The organism is Ligilactobacillus aviarius subsp. aviarius DSM 20655, from assembly GCF_001436315.1.
In the GTDB taxonomy this organism is placed as follows: domain Bacteria; phylum Bacillota; class Bacilli; order Lactobacillales; family Lactobacillaceae; genus Ligilactobacillus; species Ligilactobacillus aviarius.
This window is the reverse complement of record NZ_AYZA01000024.1, coordinates 225639-239739: the sequence shown is the minus strand read 5'-3', so window position 1 is coordinate 239739 and position 14101 is coordinate 225639. Positions and strand designations below refer to the sequence as shown.

The 14101-nt window shown below is 41.9% G+C and carries 7 protein-coding genes; 1 reads left to right on the top strand and 6 read right to left on the bottom strand.

Translation table 11 applies throughout. From position 1 onward, the window contains the following. Positions 1–22: 22 nt before the first annotated feature. From rpsU to FC33_RS07880, 3 genes are all read right to left on the bottom strand, one after another. Positions 23–208 (bottom strand): 30S ribosomal protein S21, encoded by a 186-nt coding sequence (gene rpsU / locus FC33_RS07890; protein WP_003694124.1) that lies wholly within the window; start codon positions 206–208, stop codon positions 23–25. 156 nt (positions 209–364) lie between these two features. Continuing rightward, positions 365–4414, bottom strand: coding sequence for a helicase-exonuclease AddAB subunit AddA (addA, locus tag FC33_RS07885; RefSeq protein WP_057828046.1), 4050 nt, complete (start codon positions 4412–4414; stop codon positions 365–367). 1 nt (position 4415) lies between these two features. Next, positions 4416–8321 (bottom strand): PD-(D/E)XK nuclease family protein, encoded by a 3906-nt coding sequence (locus tag FC33_RS07880; RefSeq protein ID WP_057828045.1) that lies wholly within the window; start codon positions 8319–8321, stop codon positions 4416–4418. A gap of 162 nt (positions 8322–8483) precedes the next feature. Between FC33_RS07880 and FC33_RS07875 the strand changes: the two genes are divergently transcribed. Continuing rightward, positions 8484–9293 carry a pyruvate, water dikinase regulatory protein gene (locus FC33_RS07875; protein ID WP_057828044.1) on the top strand — a complete coding sequence of 270 codons (810 nt, stop codon included), beginning with the start codon at positions 8484–8486 and terminating at the stop codon, positions 9291–9293. A gap of 39 nt (positions 9294–9332) precedes the next feature. Here FC33_RS07875 and FC33_RS07870 read toward each other — a convergent pair whose 3' ends face one another. From FC33_RS07870 to FC33_RS07855, 3 genes are all read right to left on the bottom strand, one after another. Further along, the gene (locus FC33_RS07870) at positions 9333–9590 is read right to left on the bottom strand and encodes a hypothetical protein (RefSeq protein WP_146993399.1); all 258 of its coding nucleotides are present in this window, start codon (positions 9588–9590) and stop codon (positions 9333–9335) included. Continuing rightward, positions 9580–11415 (bottom strand): translation elongation factor 4, encoded by a 1836-nt coding sequence (lepA, locus tag FC33_RS07865; protein WP_057828042.1) that lies wholly within the window; start codon positions 11413–11415, stop codon positions 9580–9582. Before lepA ends, FC33_RS07870 begins: the two co-directional genes overlap by 11 nt. Before the next feature lie 276 nt (positions 11416–11691). After that, complete coding sequence (locus FC33_RS07855) at positions 11692–14082, bottom strand: phosphoketolase family protein (RefSeq protein ID WP_057828040.1); 2391 nt, start codon at positions 14080–14082, stop codon at positions 11692–11694. Positions 14083–14101: the final 19 nt, after the last annotated feature.

Sequence of the window (14101 nt, the reverse complement as noted above, 5' to 3'; positions counted from 1 at the left end):
CTTAAGCTAACCAAGCCTAAAATTAGAAACGACGCTTGTTTTTACGCTTGCGTGCAGCTTCTGACTTCTTTTTACGCTTTACACTTGGCTTTTCATAGAATTCACGTTTGCGATATTCTTGCAAAGTACCTGTTTTTGAAACGGAACGTTTGAAGCGACGAAGAGCGTCATCAAGAGATTCGTTTTTACGAACGACTGTTTTTGACATGGTGTTTCCCTCCCTCCGAGCTTTAAAGTAACCGTCTTAATCCGTACCTAAGTACTTCATCTTAACAGTTCGCGTTTATTATACAATATTTTATTAAAGACTATCAAGATGATAATGCAATTTTTTATTGAAATATATGATTGTTTTTTCATCAAATTACAGATCGATCTGTTTCCGTTTATTGACGGAATACAAAACGCAGTGATGAACCGCTTTGCCGGTGATTTGCTGCAGGGCAATCGCATATAAATTGATTTGACCCCTGTATTCCTTTTCAATTTGTTTCAGCGACGCATGGTCGGTCTTATAATCAAATAGATAAACTTCACCTGTTTCCTGATCTTCAAAATACCCATCAATGATTCCGTGAATCAAAACCGGTTTATCTGTTTTTTCACTGATCGATGGCAGCATTTCCGCAGGCAAAAGCATTGAAAACGGGACTTCCCGTTTAACCTGCTGGGCATTGGTGCAAGCTTTCTTCCCCACTTCAGTTTGGTAAAATGCTAAAATTCCATCAATATCAATTTTGGCGGCAACCTCTTTTGTAATCGACCCTTCAAGGATCAATTGATCAATCAACCGTTGAATCGTTGCCGTTGAAATCGGCTGAGTCAGATCTAACTTTTGAAAAATCAAGTGCGTTGCCGTCCCAATTTTGGCCGGTGAAGCAATGACTTCCGTTGTCATAAAGTTCGGTTGCCGAAATGCATGGACCTTAGTGGTGACCACTAGCGTTTCATCAACCACGTTTAATTCAACTTGAGCTGAATCATCGGAGTTTTCTGCTTGCAAGTGATCCATTAAATTATTATCCGGATCATCAAAAAGACGCTTAATATCCGTTACTGCTTGATATGCCGATTCACGGGTCAATTCAAGGTGCGGATATTGAAAGTCTAAAATCGACTGGATTGCTGGGTCCATTGGCTGACTGATTGCGTCGCGTAAAATTGACTGGTCATCCTTGGCTACTTCGTTTTCAAAAGTTTGATTCCGTAAAGCGGCAACTGCACCCTTGCTCCACAGTTCAACTTCAAAGTTCAATGCATTTTCACGAATCGCTTGTGGTATCCGCTCAGCATTAAAGTACTTTTTCCAGTCTGTAAATTGATTTGCTGCGCGTTGCTGTGTGACCTGCTGCTGGTCATCAAGCGTGATCCAGGTTGTATGGTCCGCGAGGTTCGGCATTCGTCCAAGCGCCATTCCGATCCAATCCATAAAGTTACCTTTACTAAACCGTTGATTTTCCGGCAAAAGAACGGCTTCACTTTCAGTTTGACTCCAAGCCGTTGCCCATTTCTCAATATCAGCATACGTTCCGACCAAATAAATTCGTTGTTCAGCCCGGGTCAATGCAACGTAAAGTTTCCGCATTTCTTCAGCTAAAGCCTTGCGTTTGATTCGTTCCTTGATTGCAATGCTGACTGGCGTTGTTTCTTGAATTTCGATGGCATCGTCTTCACTAAGTTCAACATCATGGTCCCGTTTTAAAGTCTGCTTTGAAGATTCAACGATATCTAACCCAATTCCAAATTGATCATCCAAAACATACTTATGATTCAAATCCTGCATGTTGAACCGTTTGCTTAAATCCGTCACAAACACAACCGGGTATTCCAATCCCTTACTTTTATGGATCGTCATAAACTTAACGGTATCCTCATTGACCTGCATCTTCATTTCTGGAAGATCGCGTTGCTGCTGATCCATCCGTTCAACAAACCGAATGAATTGGAACAAGCCCTTAAAACTTGTCTTTTCATATGCCGTTGCCCGTTGGTACAACGCATGCAGGTTTGCTTGCCGTTGGGCTCCGCCAGGTAAGCCGCCAACATAGTCCAAAAATCCGGTTGTTGTGTAAATGTTCCAAATCAATGCCGCAATTTCACTTCGTTTGGCTTGCACCCGGAACGTTGATAAGTCCTGATTAAATTGTTGAACCTTTGTATTCAAGGCTTGCCGCCGGGTTTCATCCCATGCCTTTAATTTTTCCGGATGATCGCTCATTTGAGTTGAATAATCAGTGATCGTGCTGTAAAAATCGCCATGCGGGTGATTGATCCGCAAATATGCCAATTCATCTTCATCAAACTGATACATTGGTGAACGCAAAACCGCAACCAGGGGAATATCCTGATGCGGATTATCGATGGTCTTCAAATACGAAATCATAATTTGAATTTCGGTCGTCTTAAAGTAATTATTAGTTTCATCAACATCCGTTGGAATCCCCAGCCGCTTAAATTCTTCATTAACCAATAAACTATCCTGATGAGATGACGATAAAATCGCAATATCAGAATACTGCAACGGCCGCATTTGATCCTGATCACGATCAAAAATTTGGGTCTGGTTATCCATTAATTTCTTGATCTCATTCGCAATCATCACGAATTGGGCTTGCGTTTGGCTATCCAATTCAAAAGCGGGCGCGTTTTCCGAACCATTTTCAGTCTTTGAATCTTGCAAATAAATCAATGCCTTTGCTGGAATATTGTTAACCAGTTGTTCCTTCTTGTATGCCGGATTTTCTGCCTTCAAAAAGGCTTGTTGATCGTAATCGATTTCGCCTAAGTTTTGATCCATAATCTGCGTAAAGATCAAATTCGTCAAATCTGCAATATTCTTGATCGATCGGAAGTTTTCCTGCAAAACGATCAGTTCACCGTTTGAAAAGTCGTTTGACATGTCTTCAGTCTGGAAAGTTTGATACTTATGCATAAATAAACTTGGATCAGCTTGCCGGAAACGATAAATCGACTGCTTAACATCCCCTACCATAAACAAATTATGGTTGGCGATTGCTTGAACGATTGCTTCCTGAACACCATTTGTATCTTGGTATTCATCAAGCATGATTTCCGTATAATGCTGCTGCAATTCTTCGCGAATTTTTTGTTGAATATCATCATTACCACGCAAAATCTTAAGCGTTAAGTATTCCAGATCACTGAATTCTAAAGCATGGCGCTGCAACTTCACCTGCAAATACCGTTGCCGAAACTTTTGAACAAGATCAACCACAAGTTCAACGACTCCTTGAGCCCGTTTCAAAATTTCCTTTAACTGTGAATCTGAATAGAACAACTCGGCGTTCAATAATCCTTTAACGCCTTGATTAGCAGCATCCTTGAATTGCTTAATTGCATCGATTTGATTCAATAAATCATCGTCATCTGCTGCAAAATCGCGGTTTTTGGCATACATTTTGGCCTTAAATTCCAATTGCTTGACCTGCTTGCGTAAATCATCCCATGAAAGGGTTTCATGGTCGATTTGTTCAAGCATGCTCTGAATCTGTCCCCTAATCTGATCAATTGAAGTTAAATCCTCATCCGTTTTAGTCGCCAATTTCTTCAATGGCTTTTCTTTCATGTTATAAAATTCCTGCATTGCTGGAATCTGAATCGTTTGAAATGCTTTCCGGTATTGTTGCAGGTTATCCGTAATCGTTTGAAGCTTATTGACCACATCATCTTTTAAAATTTGTTTCCAAACCGGTGTTTTGGTAAATGTTTCTTCCGTAAATTCATAATTCTGTGGTGCTGCAGCCAGCCACTGATCCGGATTTTCATTCGCACTGGCAAAATCATTTAACCGGTATACAACATCCGTTAAATCGTCATCCCGACGATCCTGAACAAAGACTTGCAAAAAGTCATTGTATTTTTCAAGCAATTCTTGTTGGTCATCCGTTAATGACGATTTCTGATTCAAATCCTCATATGCTTGATAAAAATTTTCGCGAACTTCTTGCCAAACATCTTCGCGCAATACGTTCCGTTCTGATTCATCCGCCAGCACCCGGAAATTCGGATCAAGGTCAATCGCATAGTAATATTTTTTCAAAAGCCGTAAGCAAAATGAGTCAATTGTACTAATATCAGCAACGTTAACCGCTGTTAATTGCCTTTGCAAGTGACTAATTAATTGCGGCGTTCCATGATTTTGAATCTGCTTTTGCAATTCCGCATTTAAAATCTTGGTCAACCGATCTTTCATTTCCTTGGCTGCCGCATTCGTAAATGTCATGATCAGCATCCGCGAAATATTCGCATTTTCATTTAGAATTTCATCCTTGATCCGTTCAACTAAAACCTTTGTTTTCCCTGAACCGGCCGAGGCAGATACTAAAATGTCATGTCCACGGTGTTCAACTGCTTTAATTTGATTCGGAGTTGCATAATCTTTAAATTCCGCCATTTTAATCCTCCTCAACCTGTTTTTTAATTGACTGCCACAATTCACTTTCCGCTTCGATCTGTTGCCATAATTCATCCGCAGAAATGTGGGTTAGATCATTAAGATCACGGTACTGATTTCCAATCATCGGATCAAATGTCATGATCGGCAAGTAATCAGAAAAATCCAGTCCCGTTGAATTTGCAAGCTTATATGGCGCAAGATCAATAACTCCACTGAAAATATCGTTGGTTGCCTGACTGATCTTATATAAATCCAAGTCAAGTAATGCGTTAAAGTGATCCAGGTCATACATTTTCTTTAAACTTGCCTTGCTCAATTTACCGCTTTTAAGCAGACCGAGTTTATAATTATCGAGATTTAATTCAACGTCCCGATTATCATAAATCGTTCCTAAAGCCCTCACGTAATCTTCGGGCGCTTCTTTTCCGCTTCGGAAAATTCCATCATAAACAAACTTTGAATCCGCATGACTGATGGCCTGTTTCGCTGACATGACCCTTTGATAATTTGTTTGTTTTTCCTGCGGGGTCCCCAAGTGGAAGTAAACCGCACTTCCAAGTGAAATTTCATGCTGATCGGCATCTGCGATTTGGGATTGAATCGCCTCATTTTGGCGAAGCATCTGCAATAATTGCGGTTGGTTATCCCGTAAAACTGCAAGGTATGTTAAGAGTTGCAATGAAATTCCACTGAAGGATTTAACAAGGAACTTATCCAACTTGGCATTAATGCTGCCGGACTTATAGTCAGCGACATTATAGTAAAGATGGTGCTTTAAGTCTTCGATCACATCGATACGGTCAAGCCGCCCCTGCAGGTTCATTTGCGGAGTTGGGGTTCGTTGAACGTCAACCGCCTTAAACCGTTTGCCGGCCAAGACTGCGTCATTGCCAAACCCAAACGTTGCTTCCGTCTTCAGTGAAAAGACTTTCCGTTTCCGATGCTGCCGGTAAATTGCCTGCGAAACTTTCCGGGTCGATTGAACTAACCGCCGTTGTAAATAACGGTTCCGCGCAGTTTGCTTAAAGACATCGAATTCATCAAGCGCACTGATCTCACCCAATACTTGACCAAGCAATTGATCAAAATCATCAGACTTCAACGTTGATAAGGTTGCCCCATCCTGTTGCAAATGATCGATCAGAGCTGCCATGACATCATGGAAGAAATCGCCGACATTGGCACTCGTTGGTTCAAAAATCGTCCGCGGCTTCAACGCTAACCCGTACTTCAAGAAATATTCGTATGGATTCTTAAAGTAGGTTTCAAGCCGGGAAATCGAACCAAAGATCTCATTGCCGTAAAGTTCCTTAACCAAGGATTCATCAAGCTTTTTATGCCCGTTTTCATCAACTGGCGTTCCTGGTAAAACATCATTTGAATAATTCAAACTGTTAAAGATTCGCAATACACGTTGCGGATCCTGCTGCTTGACGTAATTATAAATTGTCGACCATTCCGGTGATAATTGTTCCTTTTGCCGTTGCAAATTCCGACTCAGTCGTAACAATTCATTAATCGTCGTCATCGGGGTCCCGATATACTGAATAATTTCCGGGCCGTAATTGGGCGCGATCAATCCCAACTTGTTAATCGGAATATTGAGATCGTCCTTAATCTTTTCAACGTAACCTGATAATTTCAGTTCTGCCCCGTCAGAATCGTTGATCGGATATGAAAAATGCAACTGCTCGCTTGGGCTCATGAATGCAATGTAATTCGTAAATGGTTCTTCTGCCATCCGCATTTCGCATGTTTCTGGCAAAAACTTGTCATCATCTGCCGGAGAGTCCCAAATGTCATTTAAAACATTCCGATCATCTTCTGAAAGCAATTTTTGATCTTCAACTTTCGCCGGCATTACATCATCAGTCGCGCCGATTACAAACGCAATTTTACGATTCTGCATTTGAGCATTCCCGCTTTGTGAAAAAATCACCTGGTCAAGTGTTGATGGAACCCGTTTATATGATGCAGTTTCAAACCCGCTTTGGAAGACATTGATAAACAGTTCCCGATCAAATGGTTCATCCCCCAGAGCAAGAACATATTCATCCATCAACTGACAAAAGACATTCCAAACCTGTTCCGGTCGGGTAGGATCAACCGCATTTCCATGCAGTGTTGCATCCGTTGCTTGGTGCTTTTCGCTTAAGATCTGGTGAGCCCCTTGTTGCCATTGCCGCAACGTTTCGGCAACTTCCGCCTTTTCAAGGGTCTGGTACAACACAACTGCAAAATCGCGGCCAGTTTTAACGCTCTTTAATGCCTGCTGATAACTTTCAAATAACTCTAAAACCTGTTCCCGCAACAAATTAGCATTTCGATTGATCGTCAGTTGCCGTTCACGTTCAAGTAACTCTTCCGTCGTTTCCTTTTCATTCCGTGGCAATTCCTGCACGATCCATTCTTTTTGCCAGGCGGCCTTCGTTTGAATTCCATGCGCCAACAGATAGTTTTCAACCACATCAAGCGTATTCCGGTACGTTGCTGCTCTTCGAAGTTCAACTTCTTCGGTATCGGTTGGAATCATCGGCTTACTATTCGGATGATCTTGCAGCCATTGTTGCTCGCGTTTCCGCATTAATTCTAAGGTCCGCCCCTTAATAATTTGCTTCGGAATAAACAGTTCCGTCTTCAAGAACCGCATGATCGCCTGGTAATTAAACCCATGTTGTTGAACATCAAATAATGCAAGGATGAATTCAACTAACGGATGCGAGGCCATCGTCTGGGTCAGATCCGTAAATAGTGGAATTTGAAACTGTTCAAAAACCGGTTCGATCAGGTTTTGATATTTCGATGTGTCGGGGGTCAAAACCAAAAAGTCGCGGTATTCATATGGGTGATCCGTTTGCTGGCTTTCAGCGACCATTCGCCGAATTTTGCCAGCGACCCATTTGACTTCACTAATTCGGTCAACTGTCTGGGTAATTGAAATTTGCTGTTTTTCATCTTTGGAAAGTTCAACGTTTGGTTGGGCGCCGATTCGATGACTGGCGATCCAATCGTCTTCAAGCTTTTGCAAACTTGAGTTTACCCGGGGAGTTAATGCCCACCGGATTTTGATATTTTGGGCTGGAACTAAGTGGCGTAATTGCTGGTAAAGCTTAGCCGGACGGTAAAAAAGTTCATTCGGTCGCGGTAATTTTTTAGATGCTAAATCGTCAAGCGGCAAGCTGATCATCACGTCATGGGCATTCTGCATTAAGTGCTTTAAAATTTTAATTTCACGGGCATTAAATTGGTCAAAACCACTGATCAAAAAATATTGATGACTTAAATCAAGGCGTTGTAATTCTTCAAATAGAAAATCCATCAACTTGGCTGGATCAAGGAATTGGTCAAGCAACAACTGACCATTGACCTTCGCGTTTAAAAATTCTTGATAGATGACTGCAAGATCACCTAGCTTGTCTGCCAAATTTGATTGGTGCTGGTCGATTGCAGCCTTTTGCATTTCAAGTAAATCTTCCGGTTCAAACCCGCTTAATCGAAATTCAATCAGTTGGTCAGCTAATTTGGCAGCAAATCCCGCCTGATTTTGTTCACTGCTAAAAATCGTTAAATCTTGTTTTTGAATCTTATTCACTAGGTGCGTGACCAACATTGCTAAGCCTGTTTGACTTAAATTTTGGCGGTTTAAGACCGCTGAATTGCGCAAAAAGAACCATGCAAACCGGGTGAATGATAAAACCTGCACGTTTGCACTGGCGAAAAATTGCGTTTGTTTTTCCTTTCGCAAATAATCAAGGACGTTAACTTCTGATTCGAATTTGATATGTTCTGGAACTAAATAAAAGAATTGCGCATCCGGATCTGCTTGCAGCCAAGCTGAAAGTTGCTGGTGCATTACCGCTTCATGATCCATCGATGCCTTACCCAAGACAAATTGAACTCCCATAAAATAAATCCTCTCTATGTAAATCTTATTTAGATTATATCATTTCACCGAGCATAACACTTTTTAAAAACTTCCATATTAATTACTTTAAATCTAGACAAATAATGCGAATAAACATTATAATATAAGTAAATAAAGCGCTTTTATACAAGGAGGATTTTCATGGAGTCAAATGTTAAAATTTACGTCGTATCAGATTCAATCGGGGCAACGGCGCTCAGCCTTGCGCAGGCGGTCACTGTTCAATTTCCCAAAACCAAGTTTGAAATCAAACGTTTCCCATTTATCACAACCGTCTCGATCTTACAAGGAATCTTAAATTCTGCTAACCGTGATCATGCATTCATCATTCATACGTTCATTACGAAAGACTTAACCGAGCATACAAACGAATTTTGCACGGCAAATAACTTAAATCACTATGATGCGGTGGGCGATTTACTAACCGAACTTGAAAAGCAAACGAATGAAAAACCGCTTCGCAAGCCGGGAATCAACCACGAAACGGATAAAGATTACTTCAAGAGAATTGAAGCAATCGAATTTGCTGTAAATTACGATGACGGTAAAGATCCATCGGGCTTTACGAAAGCGGACATCGTGCTTCTAGGTGTTTCGCGAACTTCCAAGACACCGCTTTCGCTTTACCTTGCCAACTTAGGTTATAAGGTTGCCAACTTACCGTTAGTTCCGCACACTAAGATTCCAGATGAACTTTTCAAGGTCGATAAAAATAAGATCTTTGGGTTAACGAATGATCCTGAAATTTTAAATGATATTCGCAAACAACGGATGATTGCTTACGGGCTTGATCCGAATACCCAATACTCAGACCTTGGAAACATCGAAAGCGAACTGAGTGCTGCCAACGAACTTTATCGTAAATTAGGGTGCCTTGTAATCAACGTTGCTCATAAATCAATTGAAGAAACTGCAACGTTGATCATTGAAAGCTTGCCAGAACAAAAATAACAAAAAACAGGTTGAAACATCGGTTTCAACCTGTTTTTGTTAAATTACATTTTTAAATAAATATTCCACTGAAAATCCAAAAAGGAATTCAAGAATAATCACAACCGTTGTTAGCCGTTGCAACTTAATCCAGTATTCCGGATTCGTTTTAATTTTAACTAACCCGTAAATTGCATAGATCACAAGCAGTGCTGTAACGATTCCAAATAATTTAATATTTAGAATGCATAAAATAATTTGGATTACAACCGCAACGATCATTCCCATTTGGGCATTTCGAATTTGATTATTTTGCATCGCTTTCATCATCCGTCTTTAAAACTGCCATAAAGGCTTGTTGCGGCACTTCAACCTTTCCTAAAGCCTTCATCCGCTTCTTCCCGCGTTTCTGCTTATCAAGCAATTTTGCCCGCCGGTCGGGATCCCCAGTATGGATCCGAGCAGTGACATCTTTCCGGTAAGCCTTAATATTGGTCCGCGCAATAATCTTGGCCCCAATTGCGGCTTGAATCGGAATTTCGAAGTTTTGCCGCGGAATAATCTTCTTCAGCTTCTCAACGATCGAACGGGCCCGTTTTTCAGCAAATTCCTTGTGAGAAATGAAACTCAAGGCATCAACCTTGTCCCCATTCAACAGGATATCGATTTTTGCTAATTCACTTGGCTGAGTCCCGTCTAATTCATAATCAAGTGAAGCATACCCCCGCGTGCTTGACTTCAATTTATCAAAGAAATCAAAGATGATTTCGGCAAGCGGCATTTGGTAAATAACGTTTACCCGGTTGTCATCTAGGTATTCCATGGTGACGAATTGTCCGCGTTTGCGCTGACAAAGTTCCATTACGGCTCCGACATAATCATTTGGAACCATAATTTCAGCCCGGACATATGGTTCGTTGATCTGCTTGATCATCGTTGTTTCAGGCATTTCAGCCGGGTTCGTAACTGCCACGTGACTGCCATCAGTCAATTCAACATCATATGTTACGGATGGCGCCGTTGTAATCAGTTCCAGATTAAATTCGCGTTCAAGCCGCTCTTGAATGACATCCATGTGAAGCAATCCCAAGAAACCGCACCGGAAACCGAATCCAAGAGCTTGCGATGTTTCAGGTTCAAATTCAAGAGCCGCATCATTGAGTTTTAACTTTTCAAGTGCTTCGCGCAAATCATTATATTTAGCATTATCGGTTGGATAAAGCCCAGAATAAACCATCGGACTCATTTCACGGTAACCAGCAAGCGGTTCATCCGTTGGGTCATCGGCATTGGTAACCGTATCCCCAACACGCGTATCTTGAATATCTTTGATCGAAGCAGTAATGTAACCAACATCGCCGGCAATCAACATGTCACGCTTCAATGGTTTCGGGGAGTTTACCCCCACTTCAGTAACTTCATACTTCGCACCGCTGTTCATCAGTAAGATCTTATCTCCCGGCTTAACGGTTCCTTCTTTGACACGGACACTTAAAACAACGCCACGATAATCATCGTAAACCGAGTCAAAAATCAACGCCTTCAATGGCTTTTCAAGGTCGCCATCTGGTGCCGGGAACTTGTTGACGATGTCTTCAAGAACCTGATCAACACCAAGCCCTGTTTTTGCAGAAATCAAATCAGCGTCTGAAGCATCTAACCCAATGTCATTTTCAATTTCTTCTTTAACTTTATCAGGCTGAGCTGATGGCAAATCGATCTTATTAATGACCGGTAAAATTTCTAGGTCATCATCAAGTGCCAGGTAAACGTTTGCTAACGTTTGAGCTTCAACTCCCTGCGTAGCATCAACAACTAACACGGCTCCTTCACAAGCAGCAAGTGATCGTGAAACTTCGTAAGAAAAGTCAACGTGCCCCGGGGTGTCGATCAGGTGAAAAATATACGTTTCTCCGTCCTTGGCCTTATAATGCAATTCAACCGCATTCAGCTTAATCGTAATTCCCCGTTCACGTTCAAGATCCATTGTATCAAGCAATTGATCCTGCATTTCACGTTTTGAAACCGTATCGGTCATTTCAAGGATTCGATCGGCAAGCGTTGATTTCCCATGGTCAATATGCGCAACAATTGAAAAATTGCGAATATGCCGCTGACGCTCTTTCATTTCTTCCAAATCCATTCGTGCGTCCCCACTTTCGTCCAATAATGTCTAACTTTTATTATATCAAGATATAGGACGATACAAAAGTGAATTTGTGACAAAAAAGGAGGTTGTGACACAAGTCGCAACCTCTTTGTTATATTCGCATAATCGGGTTCCAAAACAAACGAGCTGAGTGGTGACGCGAAGCTAATTCGAAAACCTCCGAATCTATGCTGACGCGATTCGTTCGTTTTTCTGCTTCCATCACGCTCGTTTTTACTGTTTTGTCGCACCTTCTTTTTACTACCAAATCTATTTTTGGTTAACATCTTTCCAACGCCATTCCGTAACTTCCGGCATGTCTTTGCCGTTATCCCGAATGTATTGGTGATGTTTGTTGATCATGTCATCCATCTTCTGAACAAATAATGCTGCCTTTTTCTTGTATCCTGGGACATGCATAATTGCGTCTTTTGCTAAATGGAACCGGTCAAGGTGATTCAAGACCCGCATATCGAACGGGGTGGTGATGTCGCCTTCTTCACGGTATCCATGGGCGTGTAAATTATGGTTATGCCGGTTGAAAAACATGCTTTGTAATAAATCTTCAAAGCCGTGGAATGCAAAGATTACGGGCTTGTCTTTTGTAAAGTAGCCATCAAATTCTTCATCTGATAATCCCCGCGGATCGATTTCCGGTGAACGTAACCGCAAAATATCGACCACGTTGATCGTCCGAATCTTCAATTCAGGAAATGCTTCATGCAAAATACTTACAGCCGCCATGGCTTCCGTTGTCGGTTCGGTCCCAGCACTGGCAATTACCACATCCGGTTCGGCATTTTGATCCGTTGATGCCCAGTCAACATACTTCAACCCGTTCGTGACTAATTCACGGGCTTCATCGACCGTGAACCATTGGAACCGTGGATGCTTTGAAGTGACCATCAAATTAATGACATTCCGTTCGGTGAATGCTTTGTCGCCAACGGCAAGTAATGTGTTCGTATCACATGGGGTGTATTCACGAACGTACTTGCCTTTCTTTTCGGCCATATGCGTCAACATTCCCGGATCTTGGTGCGTATAACCATTGTGATCTTGTTGGAATGAATTTGAAGCATTCACAATATTCAATGACGGATAATCATGGTGCCAGTCAAGTTCGTCGGCTTTCCGGATCCACTTAAAGTGTTGGGTCAACATTGAATCAATGACCCGTGTGAAAGCTTCATATGATGCAAACATTCCGTGCCGGCCAGTCAAAACATAACCTTCAAGCCAACCTTCACATTGATGTTCTGAAAGCTGAGAATCAATGTTCCGACCTGCATGCGCCATATTTTCATCATTTGGTTCGTGAATTTCTTCCATCCACTGCCGCTTACCATCATCTAACATTTGGAATAACTTATTTGACTTCGTTTCGTCCGGTCCAAATGACCGGAAGTTAGTTGGATTCAGCTTCTCAACTTCAGCTAAATATTTGCCCCACGTAAACATGTCTTCGGCCTTAAATTGACCACGCCCTTGTTTTTCAACGTCTAGGGCAAAATCACGGTAATCTGGCAGATTCAAGGTCTTCGGGTGAATGCCACCATTTGTGATTGGGTTCGTTGACATCCGGTGTTGTTCGTCAGGGATATTTTGCCGCACGATTTCGGTTGGATAGCCATCTTCGTCAAACAATTCTTCCGGTTTGTATGATTCCATCCAGTTGATCAATAAATCTTTATGTTCCATTTGATCTTGACTGACTGGAATTGGAACTTGGTGAGCCCGGAATGAATTTTCAATCGGATTACCGTCAAGATCCTTCTTCGGACCTGTCCAACCCTTTGGTGCCCGCAAAATGATCATTGGCCAGATTGGCAATGAATCATCATCATTTTCACGCGCATTCTTTTGGATGGCTTTGATCTTTTCGATACAGTCATCCATCGCAGCGGCCATGATTTGGTGGGCTTCCATCGTTTTTTTGCCATGCACATTGACAATCTGCGGTTCCCAACCCATGCCTTCAAAGTATTTCGTCAAATCTTCATCGCTCATCCGCGATAAGACCGTTGGGTTTGAAATCTTGAACCCGTTGATTTGCAGGATCGGCAATACCGCACCATCATGGATTGGATTAATAAATTTATCTGAAAACCATGAAGCTGCCAACGGACCGGTTTCGGCTTCTCCATCACCAATTTCAACGGCCGCAATCACATCTGGATTATCCAAAATTGCTCCGGTTCCATGCGAGATCGAATATCCTAATTCGCCGCCTTCATGAATTGACCCGGGAGTTTCTGGAGCGGCATGCGAAGCTACTCCGCCTGGAAATGAAAATTGCTTGAACAGCCGCTGCATTCCTTGTTCATCCTGCGTGATCCGTGGATAAATTTCTGAGTAGCTACCATCCAAATATGAATTTGAAACCATGACTTGGCCACCGTGACCGGAACCTTCAATATAAAACATGTTCAAATCATACTTTTGGATTACCCGGTTCAAGTGCGCATAAATAAAGTTTTGCGGCGCAATCGTTCCCCAGTGACCGATTGGCTTCGGCTTAACATCCGTTGCCTTTAATTCTCGGCGTAACAATGGATTATCCATTAAGAATAATTGGCCGACTGAAAGATAAGTAGCTGCTCTCCAATAAGCATCAACACTTTTTAAATATTCGGTTGTATCATATTTCGTTTTTGTCATGTTGCTTTTCCCCTTCAAT